This window comes from Streptomyces sp. NEAU-sy36 (assembly GCF_013423905.1).
Taxonomy (GTDB): Bacteria; Actinomycetota; Actinomycetes; order Streptomycetales; family Streptomycetaceae; genus Streptomyces; species Streptomyces misionensis.
Genome location: NZ_CP058977.1, coordinates 8,043,372 through 8,062,875, shown reverse-complemented (window position 1 = coordinate 8,062,875; position 19,504 = coordinate 8,043,372). Strand labels below are relative to the sequence as shown.

At 73.8% G+C, this 19,504-nt stretch carries 18 protein-coding genes; 16 read left to right on the top strand and 2 right to left on the bottom strand.

Translation table 11 applies throughout. From position 1 onward, the window contains the following. Positions 1 to 49: 49 nt before the first annotated feature. The 6 genes from HZZ00_RS35460 to HZZ00_RS35435 all read left to right on the top strand — a co-directional run bounded on the left by HZZ00_RS35460 (position 50) and on the right by HZZ00_RS35435 (position 4,751). Complete coding sequence (locus tag HZZ00_RS35460) at positions 50 to 835, top strand: hypothetical protein (RefSeq protein WP_257585548.1); 786 nt, start codon at positions 50 to 52, stop codon at positions 833 to 835. Continuing rightward, positions 832 to 1,578, top strand: a complete 747-nt coding sequence (locus HZZ00_RS35455) for a hypothetical protein (protein WP_180330127.1) — start codon at positions 832 to 834, stop codon at positions 1,576 to 1,578. Before HZZ00_RS35460 ends, HZZ00_RS35455 begins: the two co-directional genes overlap by 4 nt. Beyond that, on the top strand, positions 1,575 to 2,486 hold the full coding sequence (locus tag HZZ00_RS35450) for a hypothetical protein (RefSeq protein WP_257585547.1): 912 nt from the start codon (positions 1,575 to 1,577) through the stop codon (positions 2,484 to 2,486). The genes HZZ00_RS35455 and HZZ00_RS35450 overlap by 4 nt, the downstream gene beginning before the upstream one ends. 211 nt (positions 2,487 to 2,697) lie before the next feature. Continuing rightward, positions 2,698 to 3,273, top strand: coding sequence for an FABP family protein (locus HZZ00_RS35445; RefSeq protein WP_070025151.1), 576 nt, complete (start codon positions 2,698 to 2,700; stop codon positions 3,271 to 3,273). 64 nt (positions 3,274 to 3,337) lie between these two features. After that, a complete protein-coding gene (locus HZZ00_RS35440; protein ID WP_070025152.1) occupies positions 3,338 to 3,775 on the top strand; it encodes a Fur family transcriptional regulator in 438 nt (145 codons plus the stop codon). Between the two features lie 10 nt (positions 3,776 to 3,785). Next, positions 3,786 to 4,751 (top strand): folate-binding protein YgfZ, encoded by a 966-nt coding sequence (locus tag HZZ00_RS35435; RefSeq protein ID WP_180330126.1) that lies wholly within the window; start codon positions 3,786 to 3,788, stop codon positions 4,749 to 4,751. 76 nt (positions 4,752 to 4,827) lie between these two features. On the opposite strand, the gene dtd is transcribed toward HZZ00_RS35435, so the two are convergent. Then, complete coding sequence (gene dtd / locus HZZ00_RS35430; RefSeq protein ID WP_180330125.1) at positions 4,828 to 5,253, bottom strand: D-aminoacyl-tRNA deacylase; 426 nt, start codon at positions 5,251 to 5,253, stop codon at positions 4,828 to 4,830. 159 nt (positions 5,254 to 5,412) lie between these two features. On the opposite strand from dtd, the gene HZZ00_RS35425 reads away from it, so the two are divergent. The 9 genes from HZZ00_RS35425 to HZZ00_RS35385 all read left to right on the top strand — a co-directional run bounded on the left by HZZ00_RS35425 (position 5,413) and on the right by HZZ00_RS35385 (position 15,799). Then, positions 5,413 to 6,018, top strand: coding sequence for an aerial mycelium formation protein (locus tag HZZ00_RS35425; RefSeq protein WP_180330124.1), 606 nt, complete (start codon positions 5,413 to 5,415; stop codon positions 6,016 to 6,018). 49 nt (positions 6,019 to 6,067) lie between these two features. Continuing rightward, positions 6,068 to 7,303, top strand: coding sequence for a GNAT family N-acetyltransferase (locus HZZ00_RS35420; protein ID WP_180330123.1), 1,236 nt, complete (start codon positions 6,068 to 6,070; stop codon positions 7,301 to 7,303). 545 nt (positions 7,304 to 7,848) lie between these two features. After that, a complete protein-coding gene (locus HZZ00_RS35415; RefSeq protein ID WP_257586037.1) occupies positions 7,849 to 8,703 on the top strand; it encodes a winged helix-turn-helix domain-containing protein in 855 nt (284 codons plus the stop codon). Further along, positions 8,703 to 9,440 carry an HAD family hydrolase gene (locus HZZ00_RS35410; protein ID WP_257585546.1) on the top strand — a complete coding sequence of 246 codons (738 nt, stop codon included), beginning with the start codon at positions 8,703 to 8,705 and terminating at the stop codon, positions 9,438 to 9,440. The genes HZZ00_RS35415 and HZZ00_RS35410 overlap by 1 nt, the downstream gene beginning before the upstream one ends. 224 nt (positions 9,441 to 9,664) lie before the next feature. Next, positions 9,665 to 11,827, top strand: coding sequence for a phosphotransferase family protein (locus HZZ00_RS35405; protein ID WP_180330120.1), 2,163 nt, complete (start codon positions 9,665 to 9,667; stop codon positions 11,825 to 11,827). A 20-nt stretch (positions 11,828 to 11,847) separates the two neighbouring features. After that, positions 11,848 to 12,483: a TetR/AcrR family transcriptional regulator gene (locus tag HZZ00_RS35400; RefSeq protein ID WP_180330119.1), complete on the top strand. Its 636-nt coding sequence runs from the start codon at positions 11,848 to 11,850 to the stop codon at positions 12,481 to 12,483. Between the two features lie 50 nt (positions 12,484 to 12,533). After that, entirely contained in the window at positions 12,534 to 14,573 is a 2,040-nt protein-coding gene (locus tag HZZ00_RS35395; RefSeq protein ID WP_180330118.1) for an AAA family ATPase, read from the top strand. 24 nt (positions 14,574 to 14,597) lie between these two features. Continuing rightward, on the top strand, positions 14,598 to 15,248 hold the full coding sequence (locus HZZ00_RS35390; protein ID WP_180330117.1) for an RraA family protein: 651 nt from the start codon (positions 14,598 to 14,600) through the stop codon (positions 15,246 to 15,248). A 59-nt stretch (positions 15,249 to 15,307) separates the two neighbouring features. Further along, positions 15,308 to 15,799 carry an HAD domain-containing protein gene (locus HZZ00_RS35385; protein WP_180330116.1) on the top strand — a complete coding sequence of 164 codons (492 nt, stop codon included), beginning with the start codon at positions 15,308 to 15,310 and terminating at the stop codon, positions 15,797 to 15,799. Here the strand turns inward: HZZ00_RS35385 and HZZ00_RS35380 are convergent, their stop codons facing one another. Then, positions 15,800 to 18,169, bottom strand: a complete 2,370-nt coding sequence (locus tag HZZ00_RS35380) for an excinuclease ABC subunit UvrA (RefSeq protein WP_180330115.1) — start codon at positions 18,167 to 18,169, stop codon at positions 15,800 to 15,802. Between the two features lie 72 nt (positions 18,170 to 18,241). Here HZZ00_RS35380 and HZZ00_RS35375 point away from each other — a divergent pair, with 72 nt between their 5' ends. Next, a complete protein-coding gene (locus HZZ00_RS35375; protein ID WP_257585545.1) occupies positions 18,242 to 19,504 on the top strand; it encodes an MFS transporter in 1,263 nt (420 codons plus the stop codon).

Below are 19,504 nucleotides of genomic sequence, written 5' to 3'. Positions count from 1 at the left end.
TGCGTGCGCGGATCTTCGAGTCCGTGCCCCGTACAACGAGGGGGTTGCCTTGGAAGACCTGGAATCGCCGGCACCGCGGGCCGGAGCGGCCGAGGCGGAGACGGAGGCGGAGGAGGCGGACAGACCCGCGGCCCCGGTACGGCGGCGTGGCCGTACCGCCGGGCTGATCGCCGGGGCCGCCGCGCTCGGGATCGTCGCCGGGGCGTGTGCCGGGTACGTCGTACAGGCCGGGCGGCCGCCCACGCGGCTGCCGTCGCTGTCCCAGCCGGTGCTGCGGCAGGGCAAGGGTGACGTCCCGCTGCTCACGGCCGCCGAGGACCGGCAGGTCAAGACGGACGGCGACCTGCGCAAACTGCTGCTGCCGAAGCCGCGCGGCGCCCGGGACGACGGCACCGGCGACGACGGCTGGATGGACCTGGTCGAGTACGCCACCTACAGCGAGCACCCCGGCGCCGCCTTCCGCTACAGCCTCCAGAGCCAGTTCCGGCGCGCGGCCGTCACCGGCTGGGAGACCGGCGCCACGTACGCCGTCGAGATCCGGCTCGTCCAGTACCACCAGGACCAGAAGGCGGGCGCGCGCGAGCACGTGAAGGACCAGGAGGCATGGGTCGGGTCCAAGCAGGACACCGACAGCCGGCCGGTCCCCGGCACGGGGGACGGGATGGTGTACGTGCACGACCGGCCGCAGACCAAGCCCGGCTACCTGCCGATGTACCAGGCCGAGGCCTACGCCTCGCGCGGCGACATCGTCATGGAGATGTGGATCACCGACTCCAAGCCGGTGCCCGAGGAGAAGATCATGGATCTGGCGAAGCGGCAGGTGGGCCGGCTGTGAGCAGAGCGAAGGGCAGGATCGTCGGGGCCGGGCTGCTGGCCGCCGCGGTCGTCGCCGGGGCCGGCTTCACCGCCGTCACCGTCGCCGGTGCCGACCGGGACCCCGGCAGACCCGTCTGGAAGTTCCCCCCGGCGGCCGCCGCCAAGGACACCGGCGGGGGAGGGGCCACCGGACTCGCCGGCCTGCTGCTGCCGTACGAGGAGGGGCCGGTCGGGTACACGCGGGGGCCGGACATCGGCCAGTACGGCTCCGACGTCTCGCTCACCGGGCGCCAGGCCACCGCCCTGCGCAAGCAGGCGATCCAGGGCCTGCCGCCGGACACCCGGCGGCGGATGGACGAGCTGATCGACAAGCAGCACATCAGCGGCATGGCCATGCGCAGCTACTCGAACGTCGACTCCGGCGACGACGACGGGGAGCACGCCCTGACCGTCGACATCCAGCTGGTCCGGATGGACGGCGGCGGCTCGGTGCACGACCACGACGTCGCCCTCGCCCGGGCGCTGGCCTCCGCCCTGCACTTCCGCAAGGGACCCGCGATCAAGGGCCACAAGGACGCCGCGTGCTTCCTGACGCCCAAGGACGACGGCGAGAAGTTCGACCAGATGTTCTGCTCCGCCTACCAGGGCGGCGTCCTGGTCAGCGTCGACGCCGCGGGACCCCGTCCCGCCCAGACCAACGCCCTCGCCCTGTTCATCGGGCGCCAGCTCGACCGCATCAAGGAACCGGGGAAGGCCGTATGAGCGAGCGGAATGCCATGGCGGCCGCGGAGACCGCGGAGACCGCGGGGCCGGGGGAGGCTGTGGAGACCGCCGCAGCCACCGGGGCCGCGGGGACCGCGGAGACCTCCCCGGAGGGGATACCCGGGGAGCAGCCCCCGGCCCGACGGCGACCCCGCCCGCTGCGCGGTGCGCTCCGCTGGGCCGCCGCCCTCGCCGTCTTCGCGGTGTTCGGGGCGTCGACCGCGTACGGCGTCACCCGGCTGGAACGCACCGACGTGCCCGGCCTCGCCACCGCCCAGGACGGCCGCTGGGACTACCCGGAGCTGGTCCGCCCGCCACTGCCGGCCGGCAGCCCGGCCCCCTTCGCCCCCTCGAACAAGGCCGTCGCCCACTACGCCGACCTGCGCGCACTGCTGCTGCCCGAGCCGCGGGGCGCCACGGCGGACAGGACGCTCGCGGTCAGGCACGGCTGGGTGAAGACCGGGACCTTCCTCGACGAGTACGCCCTCCAGGACGACCGGGACCTGCTCGCCGGGGTGTTCCGGGACCGGGGCCTGCGGCACATCGCCGCCCGCGGCTGGACCACGCCGGACGGCACCCGCACCCGGATCTACCTGCTCCAGTTCGACACCGGGGTGGTCGCCGGGGAGGTGCAGCAGGAGGAGTTCGCCGGGTACGACCAGGCTCCGCGCACCCTGCGCGGGGCACCCCGCTCCGTGCTCGACGACACCTTCCCGGAGCAGGCGCGGGTGCCGGACGTGACGCACTACGCGTACGACGAACCGCGGCCGTACGGCACCGCGCACGTGCGGCAGGCGTATCTCCTGGCGGGGGACGTGATCGGGCTCGTGGTGCAGTCCCGCGAGGGCGGCGCCGAGGCCGTGCCGTTCCAGCAGACCGTCGTGCTCCAGGAGCAGCTGCTCGGCTGAGGCCGACCTCGGAAAGAGAGCCGGCGCCCGGCCGCGTAAGCTGGGCTCCGGCTCTGTCGTATGCCCACCCTCGCTCAAGGAGCACCCGTGGAGATCTTCTTCGAAACCCTGCTGGTCCTGGTCTGCGTCGGCGTGCTCGCCTTCGCCTACCTGACCGTGAAGAAGCTGTACCAGGGCCAGCGCTGACCCTCCCACCAGGAAAGCTCCGCTCATGATCGAGATCCCGTCCGACCTGCACAAGGACCTCGTCCCGCTCGCCTTCCTCCTCGGCAACTGGGCCGGCGCGGGCGTGCACGACTTCCCCGGCTCGCAGAAGTGCAACTTCGGGCAGGAGGTCACCTTCAGCCACGACGGCCGGGACTTCCTGGAGTACCACTCCCACACCTGGGTCCTGGACAACGACGGCAACAAGGTCCGCCCGCTGGAGTCCGAGTCCGGCTTCTGGCGGATCGACGCCGACCGCAAGGTCGAGGTCACGATGACCCGTGACGACGGCACCATCGAGATCTGGTACGGCGAGATGGCCGACAAGAAGCCCCAGATCGACCTGGTGACGGACGCCGTCGCCCGGACCGCCGCCGCCCGGCCGTACACCGGCGGCAAGCGGCTCTACGGCTACGTCAAGAGCGACCTCATGTGGGTCGGCGAGAAGCAGACCCCCGAGGTCGAGCTGCGCCCCTACATGTCCGCCCACCTGAAGAAGGTCGTCACCCCCGAAGAGGTCGAACGCTGGGCCAAGGCCCTCCCGGACGACATGCCGGACGACGGCATCGCCTTCTTCAAGTAGGCCGCGCACCGGCCGGCTCCGCGAGCCCGGCCTGATCCGAACGAGAGGCCCTAGACTCGTCGGTGTGGTGAGCACCGACTGGAAGAGCGACCTCAGGCAGCGCGGTTACCGGCTGACGCCGCAACGGCAGCTTGTCCTCGAAGCCGTGGACACCCTTGAGCACGCGACCCCCGACGACATCCTCGTGGAAGTGAGGAAGACGGCGTCGGGGGTCAACATTTCCACCGTGTACCGCACGCTGGAGCTGCTGGAGGAGCTGGGCCTGGTCAGCCACGCCCATCTGGGGCACGGTGCGCCGACGTACCATCTCGCCGACCGGCACCACCATCTGCACCTGGTGTGCCGGGACTGCGAGAACGTCATCGAGGCCGATGTGAGCGTGGCCGCGGAGTTCACCGACAAGCTGCGGCGGCAGTTCGGGTTCGACACCGACATGAAGCACTTCGCGATCTTCGGCCGCTGCAAGGACTGTTCGCCGAAGGGCCCGTCCGCCACGTCGTAGGCTTGCTCATATGAAGAGCCCCCTGCTGTCCCTGCCCGGCGCCGTCCCCGCCGAGGGCGTGGACGAAGGTGTCGCCGCCCACTACGGCGACCTGTTCCGCGAGCAGCGTGCCCTCGCCGACGGCACCGGATTCGTCGATCTCTCCCACCGCGGTGTCATCACCGTCACCGGCGAGGACCGGCTGTCCTGGTTGCACCTGCTGCTCACCCAGCACGTCAGCGAACTGCCCGCCGGCCAGGCCACCGAGGCGCTGATCCTGTCCGCGCACGGACACATCGAGCACGCGCTCTACCTGGTGGACGACGGCACCACGGTCTGGGCGCACGTCGAGCCGGGCACGCGCGAGGCGCTGGTCGCCTACCTGGAGTCGATGAAGTTCTTCTACCGGGTGGACGTCGCCGACCGCACCGCCGACTTCGCGGTGGTCCACCTGCCCGCCGGGTCCATCGCGCAGGTGCCCGAGGGCGTCGTCGTACGCGAGACGGCGTACGGCCGTGACCTCTTCCTGCCGCGCGAGGACCTGGAGTCCTTCGCGGCCACCCACGGGCCCGCGGCGGGGCTGCTCGCGCACGAGGCGCTGCGGGTGGAGCAGCACCGGCCCCGGCTCGGCTTCGAGACCGACCACCGCACGATCCCGCACGAGCTGGGCTGGATAGGAACGGCGGTGCACCTCCAGAAGGGCTGCTACCGGGGGCAGGAGACCGTCGCCCGGGTCCAGAACCTGGGCAAGCCGCCGCGCCGCCTGGTCTTCCTGCACCTCGACGGCAGCGAGGTCCACCTCCCGGCGCCGGGCACCGAACTCCGTCTGGCGGACGAGGGCCCCGACGGCCGCAAGATCGGCTTCGTGACGACGTCGGTGCGCCACCACGAGCTGGGTCCGGTGGCGCTCGCGCTGGTGAAGCGGAACGTGCCGGTGGACGCGCGGCTCCTGGCCGGAGAGACGGCGGCGGCGCAGGAGACCGTGGTCGAGCCGTAGCGCCGCGGGGCGTGGGCCGGGTGCCCGGCCGCGGCGCCGGGAGCGACCGGCGCGCGGCCCGCCCCGGCCGGGCGCGCTACATCTCCAGCAGCACCGTGAACGGCCCGTCGTTCGTGAGCGAGACCCGCATCTGCGCCCCGAACCGCCCGGTCGCCACCGTCGCGCCGAGCGCCCGCAGCCGCGCCACCACTTCCTCCACCAGCGGCTCCGCCACATCGCCGGGCGCGGCGGCGTTCCACGTGGGGCGGCGGCCCTTGCGGGCGTCGCCGTACAGGGTGAACTGGCTGATGACCAGCAGGGGGGCGTCGGCATCGCTGCACGAGCGCTCCCCGGTCAGCATCCGGATCGACCAGAGCTTGCGGGCCAGCTGCGCCGCCTTCTCCTTGGTGTCGTCGTGGGTCACGCCGACGAGCACGCACAGGCCCTCGCCCTCGATCGCGCCCACCGTCTCGCCGTTCACGACGACGCTCGCGCCGTCCACTCTCTGCACCACCGCACGCATGCGGACCATGATGCCGGGTCGGCGCGGGACGGTCACAGGCGGATGCTTATGGAACCCTTACCGCCCATCCGGGGCTGTTCGGGGGCACTCGGTCACATACTGTGCGCCGGGGGTGGCACGATGCTGTCACACGCCGGTCGAGGGGACGGTCAGAACCACATGAGCACTTCCAGCACCAGCGAGCTGCCGGCCCCGCAGGGGACCTTCCGGCCGCCCGTGCAGCGGGCCGACGAGCCCAGGGGCGTCACCGCCTCGCCCGCCCGGCCGTCCGGGTCCGAGCTGTCCCGGCTGAGCCTGCCCGAACTGCGCGCGCTGCGCCGCGACGCCCAGCGCGACGAGGCCGATCTCAGTTATGTGCGGCGGCTGCTGCAGGGCCGGATCGACATCCTGCGCGCGGAGCTGGCGCGGCGCGGCCGGGCGGCGGTGCCCACGCCGGAGGACACCTCCGTGGTCGAGCTGCTCCCGGAGATCCTGCGGGACGCCCCGGCCCGGCACCGTTCCTCGGCCCGCCATGTGACCGTCGGCCCCCCGCACAACGAGGAGGTGCGCCGACTGGCCGCCGAGATGCTCGGCGAGGTGGAGCTGAGCGACCTCACCGCGCGGACCGACCTCGAACTGACCGTCGCCATGAGCCGGTTGGTGCGCAACGAGCAGGAGGTCTCGCGGTGCCGCCAGCGCCTGCAGCACACCGCAGACGGCTGCGGCGGGGAGATCGCCCGCCGCTACCGGGTGGGCGAGGCACAGGTCGACGATCTTCTGGTGTGAGGCGGAAATCGAGGGGACACCCGGCGGGGCGGCTGCCTACGGTGGGCCCATGAACGACGTCCGCACCGTCACCGAGGCCGATTTCGACGACTGGCAGCGCGCCCTGTCCGTGGGCTTCACCGATCCGCCGGTCATCGCCCGCGAGCAACTGGACGCCCGCCGGAAGAAGTTCGTGCCGGGGCGGTACCTGGGGATCGTCGACGACGGCCGCTGGGTGGCCACCCTGCGCTCCTTCGAGCAGGAACTGACCGTGGTGGGCGGCGGGGTGGTCCCCGCCGACGCCATCAGCGGCGTCACCGTCAGCCCCACCCACCGCCGCCGCGGCATGCTGAGCCGGATGATGGCCCAGGACCTCGCTGCGGCGCGGGAGCGCGGTGACGTGGTCGCCACGCTGATCGCCGCCGAGTACCCGATCTACGGCCGCTTCGGCTTCGGCCCGGCCACCTGGGCGAGCCGGTGGACCGTCGAGACCCGGCGGTCCGGCCTCGACCCGCGCTGGTCGGGTCCGGACGACGGCGGCCGGATCGAGCTGCTGGACGCCGAGGAGGTGCGCAAGCTGGGCCCGGAGCTGCACGACCGGTTCCGCCTCGGCCGGCCCGGCGCGATCAGCCGCGGCGAGCTGTGGTGGCAGGAGCACACCGGGGTGCTGCGCACCCACGCCGAGTTCAAGGAGCCGACGTACGCCCTCTACCGCGCGGCCCACGGCGAGGCCCAGGGCCTGGTGTCGTACGCCAGTGACCGGACCTGGTCGGGCAAGCAGCCCGACCAGACCGCGAACGTCTTCAAGCTGTTCGGGACCACCCCGGCGGCCGAGCGCGGGCTGTGGCACTACCTGTGCTCCATCGACTGGGTCTCCAGGGTCGACAGCGGCTACCGCGCCCCCGACGACCTGCTGCCGCTGTGCCTGCCCGACCCGCGCGCCGCCCGGATCACCGAGCACGGGGACTGGCTCTGGGTGCGCGTCCTGGACGTCGTACGGGCCCTGGAGGCGCGCACGTACGACCGGGAGGGCGCACTGGTGCTGGAGATCGAGGACGAGGCCGGGTTCGCCGCCGGCCGCTACCGGCTGGACGCCTCGCCCTCCGGCGCGTCCTGTACGCCGACCACCGCGAGCGCCGATCTCGCCCTGCACGTTCGGGAACTGGCGTCGGTGTGGCTGGGCGGGGAGTCGCTGCTGCGGCTCGCCGCGCTGGGCCGGGTGCGTGAAGAGCGAGAGGGCGCCGCCCGTCAGGCCGACGCCCTGTTCCGCTCGCCCGGGCTCCCGTGGTGCCCGGACATGTTCTGACCGCTCCCCTCGTCAGCGGCGCTGAACCGAGTATCCGTAGCGGGTTGTTCAGTTGTGGCTGTGCTTGGCGGTGTTCAGTTGTGGCTGTGCGCGTCGTGTTCAGTTGTCGGCGTCTTCAGTTGTGGCTGTGCGCTTCGCCGGCCGTCCCCGGTCCGGGCTCCCGGCTCCCCTCCGGTTCGGGGCCCGGTACGGCCAACCACGGGAAAGCTTGACCATGTCAGCCGAGTTGGCTGCCAACTTACTCCACTTATCTCCGCTGGAGGGCGGCTTATAACCGGCTGTCGGGGAACGGACCGATGTTGGCGGGAAGTTGCCTGGTTTGTTCGTGGAGCGAGCGCAATTCGGCCAATTCCGGCGCGCGGCGGCCGCCGGCGTACCGCACCACGCGTCCCCGTCGGCGGTGTCGCCCGGCCAACTCGGGGAGTTGGCGACCAACAACTACCGCCAACCGCCCACTTGGTGCCACTTGATAAACAACTGCGCGACAACTGCCCTTGGATGGAAGTGAGTTGTAGCGTTTGGTTGTGACTCAGGAGCAGGTGGCAGTGAACGGAAGCGGCAGGCACAACCCTCGGGAGATCGCCGGTGTCCTGCGCGAACGCATTCGTGCCGGAGTCCTGCGGCCGGGTGAACGGCTGCCCACCCAGGCGGAGCTGGCCGAGGAGTTCGGCGTGGAGCGCGGTGCGGTGCGGCAGGCGCTGCGGGTGCTGCAACAGGACGGTCTGCTCAGCGATGTGACCAAGGGCAGTCCACCGCGGGTCGCCGAGCCGCAGTCCGGGCCCGACGAGCCGCAGCCGACCATGGTGGCCCTCGCGCCCCGGCTCACCGAGGCGTTCGCGGCGCCGCACGTGCGCATCGACGCCCTCTGCCTGACCGCGCAGAGCCTGATCCCCGCCCTCGGCGAGCCACTGCGCCTGATCCACGAGGGCAGGCTGCGCCCGGAGCGGATCGACGCCCGGATCCTGCTGCCGTCCAGGGAGATCAACCTCGCCTTCCCGGTCTCCGTCGAGGCCGGCGGCGCGGAGGACGACGCGGTGCACCAGCGCTGGCTGGCGATGCGCAACGCCCAGGGGCAGGTGCTCCGGTACAACCTCCAGGCCCTGCGCGGCACCCACGACATCGAGGTCGACGTCACCTTCCGGGCGCTGCCGTTCACCCCTCCGGTGAAGCTCTACCTGCTCAACGGGGACGAGGCGCTGTTCGCCCACTACATGATCACGCGCCGCGCCGAGGCCACCGACCGGGGGACGCTGGAGATGTACGACGCGGTCGGCTCCGAGTCCCTGCTCTTCTCCTTCGAGCAGCGGGCCGGACAGCGGGACGCCGCTTTCGTGGAGGAATCGCAGAAGTGGTTCGACGCCCTCTGGGAAACCATCTCCACGGACCTGACACTCTCCTAGTGACTTCTCATACGACTTCTGATGCGAACGAGATCGAGAAGCTTCGTGTACTGATCACTTCTGCCCAGGTCGTGCTGTGGGACTTCGACGGCCCCATCTGCCGGCTGTTCGCCGGCCACAAGGCCGAGCGGATCGCCGCCGACCTGGTCGGCTGGCTGGAGCGGCAGGGCCTGCACGGCCTGCTCACCGAGTCCGAGCGGACGACGCCGGACCCCCAGGTGGTGCTGCGCGCGGTGGGCCGCAGCCGCCCCGGCAGCGACCTCGTCACCGGCCTGGAGGAACGCCTCACCCAGGAGGAACTGCGCGCCGCCTCCTCCGCCCTGCCCACCGCCTACGCCGACCCCGTGATCCGCACCTGGACCGCCGTCGGCGCCCGGCTCGCCGTCACCACCAACAACTCGCCCCGGGTGGTGCGCACCTATCTGGAGTCCCGGGGCCTGACCGCCTGCTTCGCCCCGCACCTGTACGGCCGTACCGGGCAGCTGCACCACCTCAAGCCGGACCCGCACTGCCTGCTGCGCGCCCTCAGCGCGACCGGTGCCGCACCCGCCGACGCCCTGATGATCGGCGACGCCCCCTCGGACTTCGCCGCGGCCCGCGACGCCGGGGTCCCCTTCCTGGGCTACGCCCGCAACGAGGACAAGGAGAAGCCGCTGCGCGCGGCCGGGGCCACCCACGTCGTCCGCTCGCTGGAACCGCTGTTGCGCCTGCTCAGGAACGGTGGGCGGGCCGGTTAACCTGTCGGCGCGGCCGGTCACCGCCCGCCGCGCGCACCCGGGCACGGGGGCCGGCGCCGAACCGGTTCCCGGCCCCCGCCCCGGCACAGCCGGGCGGCGGACCACCCGTTCGGCTACTCCACCGCGCCCGGAGGCCGCACCGGCCACCACGGGGGAATAGCGTTTCCCCGGACCCGTCGTCCGACAGGTCCTCCCCCTTGTGCGATCGACCCTCGGAGCGGCCAGTGGGCGCACCCCCAGTTCCCCCCACCGCGGCGGCGGAGCGTGCCGGGAGCACGCGCACGGACGCCGCCTGCCGCGCGTTCGCGGCCCGTGCCGCGGCCGAGGGGGTGACGCGCGAGGGCCCGCGCCACCGCGACCACGTGCTGCCGCTGACCGAACCGCTCGCCGGTCTGCTCGGCCGGGCCCCGGGCACGCTCGTGACCGTGCGGCTGCCCCGGCCGGACGCCGCGCCGGCCGTCCGCACCTGGGGCGGCGAGGCGGAGATCCTGCGCGCGGTCCACCGGGTGCTGCCGGAGGTTCCCGAGTGCCTGGCCGCCGGGGACGGTTACCTCATCCACAGCCATGTGGACGGCCGGGTGCCGGAAACCGGCGGCGGGCCGCCGCCGGAGGCCGCGGCCGCCCTGCTCGCGGCCGTCACCCAGGTGCGCGGCCCCGCGCTGCCGCCGCTGCCCGCGCACTGGCCGCGCAACCACACCGACTCCCAGGGGTTCGTGCGCACCCTGGCCCGCCTCGCCGACCGGCAGGTCCGCCACCCCGACTGGCGCGCGTACGGCGGCCTGTTCACCGCCCTCGGCGTCCCCGAGGACGCGCTCGTCCGGTTCGCCGACCGGGTGCCCGCGCTGACCCGTCGGCCCTACGGCCTCCTCCACGGCGACCTGGGCCCCGGCCGGCTCGTCCGCACGGCCGACGGCCTGCACTGCACGGGCTGGGAACTGGCGAGCTACGGCGACCCGTTGTACGACCTCGCCGTCCACCTGGTGCGGACGGGCCGCAGCGGCCCCGAGCGGGAGGCGACCGTGCGGGCCTGGGCCGAGGCGGTGCACCGGGTGCGGCCCGCCGCCGTCGCCGGACTCGGCAAGGACCTGCCCCACCACCTCGCGCTCGTGCACGCCCAGGCCCTCTACGCCGATGTCGTCGGGGCCGTTCGCGCCCTGGAGCGGTCCTTCGGCCCGGCGGCCCTGGCCCGGGCCACCGCCGCCGTGGGCGACGCGCTGCGCGCGGCCACCGAACCGCTGTGCCTCGGCCGGGTGCCGGGCGAGCGCGAGATCGAGCGCGTCCTCTTCCGGCGCGGCGCCTCCCGGCCGGGCCGGCGCCCCCGCGGCATCGGCTGGGTGCCCGACCGGCGGGTCCCCGAGCACCCCGACTTCCCGCACCGGGCGGTCGCCGACGCCCTGTTCCTGGAGGGCGCCGCCCCGGCCGAGCGGGTGTTCAAGGGCGCCACCCACCTGACCACCGTGCTGCGGGTGCCGGGCACCGGCTTCCCCGTGGTCGTGCGCCGCGAGGTCACCGTCGTGCCGCGCCGCGAACGCAGCTTCCTCAGCGAGCACGCCGTCCTCGCCGCCATCGAACGCTCCGGGGTGGCGGTCGCCGCGCCCCGGGTCCTCGCCCTGGGCACCAGTCACGCCACCGACCCGGCCCACCGCCACCACGCCGACCGCTTCGCCGTCCACACCTACGAGGGCGCCCGCGACCTGGGCCGCCGTCCCGACCACCCGGTGCACGGACTGCGCCCGCACGAGGCGGACTGCCTGGTCGACCAGCTGGCCGCGCTGACCGGGGTCGACCACGCAGGACTCGATCCGCTCGGCGGCCGGCCCGGCTTCCACGGCTGGCTGAACGAGCAACTGGTCTCGCTGGTCGAGGGCCTGCCCCGCGAGTCCCGGCAGACCGCCCGCTTCCTCGGACTGCCCGACGCTCCCCGGTTGCGCGAGATCCTCGCCCGCCACCGCGTCACCGACCGCGCCCCCGCCCTGCTGCACGGCGACCTGAACCCGTGGAACCTGGTGCGCCGCGACGACGGACCCGCCCTGACCCTCATCGACTGGGAGATGGCCCTGGTCGGGGACCCGCTGTACGAGCTGGTCCGGCACATGCACCTCACCCCGACCCGGCCGGAGATCCGGGACCGGATGTTCCGCCGCTGGGAGGCCCGGCTGCCGGAGCGGTTCACCCGCAACTGGCGCGAGGACTGGCCGGTCTACCGCTGGATCGAGCTGGTCCGCTCGGCCTACGTCGACCTCGACCGGCTGGTGACCGGGTCGAGCCTGGACGCGCCGAACGTGCGGCGGGCGGTGGCGTCGTACGGCATGACGCTGGCGGCGGCGACGGCCTCGCTGGGGCTGTCGGGGCGGCCGGACGCGCTGCCGCGGCTGGGGCCCGCCTGAGACGTGCGTAGGCTCGCCCCATGGGTGAGACCGAGCCGCGTGAAACGGGTCTGCGCGAACGCAAGAAGCAGCGCACGTACCAGGAGGTGTCCGACACCGCCGTACGGCTGTTCCTGGAACGGGGCTTCGACGCGGTGTCCGTGGCGGAGGTGGCCGCGGCCGCCGGGATCTCCAAGCCGACCCTCTTCCGGTACTTCCCGGCCAAGGAGGACCTGGTCCTGCACCGGATCGCGGACCACGAGACGGAGGCCGCGCGGGTGGTCGCCGGGGAGCCGGACCCGGTGGACGCGCTGCGCCGGCACTTCCTCGCCGGCCTGGAGCGGCGCGACCCGGTCACCGGGCTCAACGACCACCCGCAGGTGCTCGCCTTCCACACCCTGCTCTACGGCACCCCCGCCCTGGTCGCGCGCGCCTACCGGCACCAGGAGCGCTCGGAGGCGGCGCTCGCCGAGGCGCTCGGCGGGGACCTGGACGCGCGGCTCGCGGCCGGGCAGATCATCGCCGTCCAGCGGATCCTCGCCCTGGACAACTGGCGGCGGATCGCGGCGGGGGAGCGGGTGGCGGACGTGGCGCCGGACGCGATGCGGGCGGCGGAGCGGGCGTTCGGGCGGCTGGCGGCGGCGGTGCCGGTCCCACCGGAACGCCAGACCGATTGAGACACGGTTAAAAATGTAACTCGGTAACGCTTTGGGGTTAGGGTGGCGCCATGACGCCAGACCCCGCCCTCACCGACGCCCTGCGGGCCGAGCGCGCCCACCACGACGACTGCCGGGCCGTCCTCGCCGCGATGGTCGAGGGCGCCGCCGAACAGGTCGTCATCGGCGAGGACGTCTCCGCCTCCGGTGCCGACGCCGAGGTGCTCGGCCGCCGGCTGCGCAGCCAGGCCAAGGCGCTGCGCGAACTCCCGCCCGGCCCCCTGTTCTTCGGCCGCCTCGACTTCGCCGCCGACCACCCCGAGCACGGCGGGCACCGCTTCCACCTCGGCCGGCTGCGCATCACCGAGAGCCCCGCCGCCCCGCCCCTCGTGGTCGACTGGCGGGCCCCCGTCTCCCGCGCCTTCTACCAGGCGAGCGCCCGCGACCCGCAGGGCGTCGCGGTACGGCGGCGGTTCGGCTGGGCGCCGGGCAGCACCGGGGAGAGCGCCGACCTCACGGCGCTGGAGGACGAACACCTGCGCGAGGGCGGTCCCGGGGGCGGGGTCAGGCCCGGCGGCATCGTCGCCCGCGAGATCGAACGGCCCCGCGTCGGCCCCATGCGGGACATCGCCGCCACCATCCAGCCCGAGCAGGACGACCTCGTGCGCGCCGCCCTCGCCGACTCGGTGTGCGTGCAGGGCGCCCCCGGCACCGGCAAGACCGCGGTCGGCCTGCACCGCGCCGCGTACCTGCTCTACACCCACCCGAGGCGCCTCCAGCGCTCCGGACTGCTGATCCTCGGCCCCAACCGCACCTTCCTCGCGTACATCTCCGAGGTACTGCCCGCCCTCGGCGAGACCGGGGTGCGCCAGTCCACCCTCCTCGACGAGATCGCCCGCCACCCGGTCACCGGCACCGACCCGGCTCCCACCGCCGCCGTCAAGCACGACCCCCGCATGGCCGAGGTGCTGCGCCGGGCGCTGTACGCGCACGTCACCACGGACGGCTTGACCGACCTCGCCGTACCGGACGGCTCCTACCGGTGGCGGGTGCCCGCCGCCGAACTCGCCGCCATGGTCCGGGAGGTGCGGGCGGAGGAACCGCCGTACGCCGTGGGCCGCGAGCGGGTGCGCACCCGGGCGGTACGGCGGCTGCGCGAGCGCGCCGAGCGGCGCTCCGGGGTGCTGCCCGCCGCCTGGACGCGGCGCATGGAGCACGCCCGGCCGCTCACCGCGCATCTCGACCTGGTGTGGCCGAAGGTCCGCCCGGAGGAGGTGCTGTTCCGGCTCCTCACCGACGCGGGAACGCTGGCCCGTGCCGCGGAGGGCGTGCTGGAGCCCGGCGAGCAGCAGGCGCTGCGCTGGGCGCGGGCGCCGCGCTCGTACAAGTCCGCCCGCTGGTCGGCCGCCGACCTGGTGCTGCTGGACGAGCTGTCCGGGCTGATCGAACACCCCGAGGCGTACGGCCATGTCGTCGTGGACGAGGCACAGGACCTCTCGCCGATGGAGTGCCGGGCCATCGCCCGCCGCGCCGCCTTCGGCTCGCTGACCGTCCTCGGCGACCTCGCCCAGGGCACCGCGCCCTGGGCCGCCCGCGACTGGTCCGCACAACTGCGCCACCTCGGCCGGCCGGACGCGGCGGTGGTGTCCCTGACCACCGGGTTCCGGGTGCCGGCGGCCGTCGTGGCCCTCGCCAACCGGCTGCTGGCCCGACTGGCGGTCCCGGTCCCGCCCGCCCGGTCGCTGCGCACCGACGGCGAACTGGCCCTCCACCCGACCGACGACGTCCTCGCCACCACGGTGGCCGCCGCCCGCCGCGCCCTCGCCCGCGAGGGTTCGGTCGGCGTGCTCGCGGCCGACGCGGACGTGCCCGCCCTGTCCCGCGCCCTCGCCGAGGCGGGCCTCGCCCCGGCGGCCCCCGACGCCCTCGGCGCCCGCCTGACCCTCGTCCCCGCGAGCCTCGTCAAGGGCCTGGAGTACGACCATGTCATCGCCGTGGAACCGGCCGCCGTCATGGAAGCCGAGGAACGCGGCGCCCACCGGCTCTACGTGCTGCTGACCCGTGCGGTGTCCCGCCTGGACGTGGTCCACGGTCGCCCGCTGCCGTTCTGAGGGGTGCCGGGTAGCGTGCCGGGCATGAGTCAACTCATCGACGGGGCAGGCGACTTCGACTTCGCCGCCTTCCGGGACGTACCGACCACCACCCTCGCCGACCTGCTCGGCCCCGCCCAGGTCATGGACGCCGGGATACGGCCGCTGTGGGGGCCGGTGCCGCGGGTGGCCGGTCCGGCGTTCACCGTGAACTGCCCGCCCGGCGACAACCTCATGCTGCACGCCGCCGTCCACCGTGCCGCCCCCGGCTCGGTGATCGTGGTCGAGTCCGGTGACGTCTCGCGTGCCCTGGCCGGTGGCAACGTCTGCGCCGTGGCCCGGCGCAACGGCGTCGCGGCGTTCGTCGCCGACGGACTGCTCCGCGATCTCGCCGAAGTCCGTGACATGGGATTCCCCGTCTTCGCCCGGGGCATCGTCCCGATCCCGGGCACCAAGGAGGCGGCGACCCCGCTGGGCAGACCCGTGCGCTGCGGGGGCGTACGGATCAGCGCGGGGGACGTGGTCGTGGCCGACGAGGAGGGCGTGGTCGCCGTCCCGGCCGCCGACCGCGCCGGCGTCCTCGACGCCGCCCGGGCCAAGCTCGCCGAGGAGGCGGCGAAGACGCTGGACGACTGGGAGCGCGCGCACCGGGCCCGGATCGACGAGATCCTGGCCCGGCAGGGCTTCACGGAGTGAGCGGCGCGCGGCCCGCAGGGGCTGCGCGCAGGCCGTGCCGGGAGCGATCCTGGACGGTGATGCTGCTCTTCCTCGACGTCGACGGTCCGCTCATCCCGTTCGGGGCGGCGGACCACGCATACCCGGTGCACGACGGCCCGCCGGTGCCCGCCGCCGGCCCCTCCCGCCCCGGCCATCCCCTGCTGACCCGCGTCGATCCCGCCCTCGGCCCGCGTCTCGCCGCGCTGGGCTGCGCGCTGGTGTGGGCGACGACCTGGGCGGACGAGGCCAACACCGTCCTCGCCCCCTGGCTCGGCCTGCCCGCGCTGCCGGTCGTGCGGTGGCCGGACGAGGACGGCCCGCCCGGCCCGCTGCACTGGAAGACCCGGCCACTGGTCGCCTGGGCGGCGGGCCGGCCCTTCGTCTGGGTGGACGACGAGATCGGCGCGGCCGACCGCGCCTGGACCGCCGGGCACCATCCGGGCCCGGCGCTCCTCCACCGGGTGGATCACCGGTACGGCCTGACGGAGGCCGATCTCCGGCTGGTGGGGGAGTGGGTGGCGCGGGTGTGATCACGCCCCCACGTACGCCGCCAGGTGCTCCCCGGTGACCGTCGAGCGGGCCGCGACCAGATCGGCCGGGGTGCCCTCGAAGACGATCCGACCGCCGTCGTGTCCGGCCCCCGGGCCGAGGTCGATGATCCAGTCGGCGTGGGCCATGACCGCCTGGTGGTGCTCCACGACGATCACGGACTTGCCGGAGTCCACCAACCGGTCGAGCAGGCCGAGGAGTTGGTCGACGTCGGCGAGGTGGAGCCCGGTGGTCGGCTCGTCCAGGACGTAGACACCGCCCTTGTCGGCCATGTGCGTGGCCAGCTTCAGCCGCTGCCGCTCGCCGCCGGACAGGGTGGTGAGCGGCTGGCCGAGGGTGAGGTAGCCGAGACCCACGTCGGCCATCCGGCCGAGGATCCGGTGCGCCGCGGGCGTGTGCGCCTCGCCCGCGCCGAAGAACTCCGCCGCCTCGGTCACCGGCATCGCCAGCACCTCGCTGATGTCCCGCCCGCCGAGCCGGTACCGGAGCACGGACGCCTCGAACCGCCTGCCCTCGCACTCCTCGCACGTCGTGGAGACCCCGGCCATCATCGCGAGATCGGTGTACACGACCCCCGCGCCGTTGCAGTTGGGGCAGGCGCCCTCCGAATTGGCGCTGAACAGCGCGGGCTTGACCCCGTTGGCCTTGGCGAAGGCCTTGCGGACCGGGTCGAGGAGCCCGGTGTACGTCGCCGGGTTGCTGCGCCGGGAACCCCGGATCGGCGTCTGGTCGACCGCTACGACACCCGCGCCCGCCGGGATCGACCCGTGCACCAGCGAACTCTTGCCGGACCCGGCGACCCCGGTGATCACGGTGAGCACGCCGAGCGGGATGCCCACGTCGACCCCGCGCAGGTTGTGCGTGGTGGCGCCCCGGATCTCCAGCGCGCCGGTGGGCTCGCGCACCGTCTCCTTCAGTCTCGCCCGGTCGTCCAGATGACGTCCGGTGAGGGTGCCCGCGGCCCGCAGCCCCGCGAGGCTCCCCTCGTAGCAGACCGTGCCGCCCGCCGTGCCCGCGCCCGGCCCGAGGTCCACCACATGGTCGGCGATCGCGATCACCTCGGGCTTGTGCTCCACGACGAGCACCGTGTTGCCCTTGTCGCGCAGCCGCAGCAGCAGCGCGTTCATCCGCTGGACGTCGTGCGGGTGCAGGCCGATGGAGGGCTCGTCGAAGACGTACGTCACATCGGTGAGCGAGGACCCGAGGTGCCGGATCATCTTCACGCGCTGCGCCTCGCCGCCCGACAGGGTGCCCGCGGGCCGGTCCAGCGACAGGTAGCCGAGGCCGATCTCCGTGAACGAGTCGAGGGTCTGCCGAAGCGACTCCAGCAGCGGTGCGACCGACGGCTCGGTCAGCTTCCGCACCCAGTCCGCCAGATCGCTGATCTGCATCGCGCACGCGTCGGCGATCCCGATCCCGTCGATCTTCGAGGAACGGGCCGCCTCGGTCAGCCGGGTGCCCTCGCAGTCGGGGCAGGTGGTGAAGGTGACCGCGCGGTCCACGAACTCCCGGATGTGCGGCTGCATCCCCTCCCGGTCCTTGGCGAGCATCGACCGCTGGATGCGCGGGATCAGCCCCTCGTACGTCATGTTGATGCCCGCGATCTTCATCCGGGTCGGCTCGCGGTGCAGGAAGTCGGCCAGTTCCCGCTTGGTGTACGAGCGGATCGGCTTGTCCGGGTCGACCAGACCGGACTCGGCGTACAGGCGGTGGTTCCAGCCGCCCGCCTTGTAGCCGGGCACCATCAGCGCGCCCTCGCGCAGCGACTTCGAGTCGTCGTAGAGCTGGGTGAGGTCGAGGTCGGTGACGGTGCCCCGGCCCTCGCAGCGCGGGCACATGCCGCCGGTGATGCTGAAGCTGCGCCGCTCCTTGACCTGCTTGCCGCCGCGCTCCACGGTGACCGCGCCGGCCCCGCTGATCGAGGCCACGTTGAAGGAGAACGCCTTGGGCGAGCCGATGTGCGGCGTGCCGAGCCGGCTGTAGAGGATGCGCAGCATGGCGCCCGCGTCGGTGACGGTGCCGACGGTGGAGCGCGGGTCGGCGCCCATCCGCTGCTGGTCCACGATGATGGCGGTGGTCAGCCCCTCCAGCACGTCGACGTCGGGGCGGGCGAGAGTCGGCATGAAGCCCTGCAGGAACGCGCTGTACGTCTCGTTGATCAGCCGCTGCGACTCGGCGGCGATCGTGTCGAACACCAGCGAGCTCTTGCCCGAGCCGGACACGCCCGTGAACACCGTCAGCCGGCGCTTGGGAAGCTCGACGGTGACGTCCTTCAGATTGTTCTCGCGTGCCCCGTGCACCCGGATCAGATCGTGGCGGTCGGCGGCGGGCTGTGCGGTGACCTCGTCCATGCGGGCCACGGTAACCGGGGGCGGCGCGGGCGTGCTTCTCCATTCCTGACCGATCCCCTAGGCTGCCCGGCCGTGACGGTGCCTTCGCGCGAGACCCCCCAGGACGTGGCCATCCCGGGCGGCCCCGCGGCCGTCCCGCCCCTGTGGCGCTACCCCCGCTTCACCCTCCTGCTGTCCGCGCGGGTCGTCTCCGTGCTGGGCAACGGCTTCGCGCGGGTGGCCCTCGCCTTCGCGGTGCTGTCGCTGCCGGGCGCGGGCCCGGCCCGGCTGTCCCTGGTGCTGGCCTGCCAGGCGCTGCCGCAGCTGCTGTTCGTGCTGGTGGGCGGAGTGATCGCGGACCGGATGTCGCGTTCGGCGCTGATGGCCGCGGCGGATGTGCTCGGCGCGGGGGCGTACGGCGTGCTGGCCGCCATGGTGCTGACCAAGGCGGCGCCGCTGCCGGGGCTGTGCGTCCTCGCCGTCCTGGCCGGCACGGCGACGGCCCTGTTCACCCCCGCGTCCGAGGGCCTGGTTCCGCTGCTGGTCCCCGCGGACCGTCTGCAACGCGCCAACGGCCTGCTCCGCGTGGGCACCAACAGCTCCATGCTGCTGGGCCTCGCGCTGTCCGGGGTGACCGTGGCGGCGGTGGGCGCGGGCTGGGCGCTGGCGCTGAACGCCGCGTCCTTCGGGATCAGCGCGGCGCTGACGGCACGGCTGCGGGTGCCGGTGCGGCCCCGGGGCGGCACCTCCGGCTGGACCGAACTGCGGGAGGGCTGGCGGGAGTTCTCGTCCCGGCAGTGGCTGTGGGTGGTGGTCGCCCAGTACGCCGTCGTCGTTGCCGCGCTGAACGCCAACGCGGGCGTCCTCGGCCCCCTGATGGCCGAAAGCCGGCTGGGCGGCGCGCGCGCCTGGTCGGTGGTCGTGGCGGCGCAGGCGGTCGGCACCATCGCGGGCGCCGGGCTGGCCGCCCGGGTGCGGGTCTCCCGCCCCCTCCTCGTGGCGGTCCTGTGCACCTTCCCCTCCGCCGTCCCGATCGCCCTGCTCGCGGCCGCGGCCCCGGTCTGGCTGATCGCCGTCGCGATGTTCGGCGCGGGCGTCGCGAGCGACGTCTTCGGCGTGCTGTGGACCACGACCATCCACCGCGAGGTCCCCGAGCACGCCCTCTCCCGCGTCAGCTCCTACGACTGGTTCGGCTCCCTCTCCTTCGCCCCCCTCGGCCTCCTGCTGGCCGGCCCGGCGGCGACGGCGGTGGGCCCGGCCCACGCGCTGGCTGCCTGCGCGGCGCTGATCACGGCGGCCACGGCGGCGGCACTCCTCGCGCCCGGGGTCAGAGGGCTGCGCGCGCCGACGCCGTAG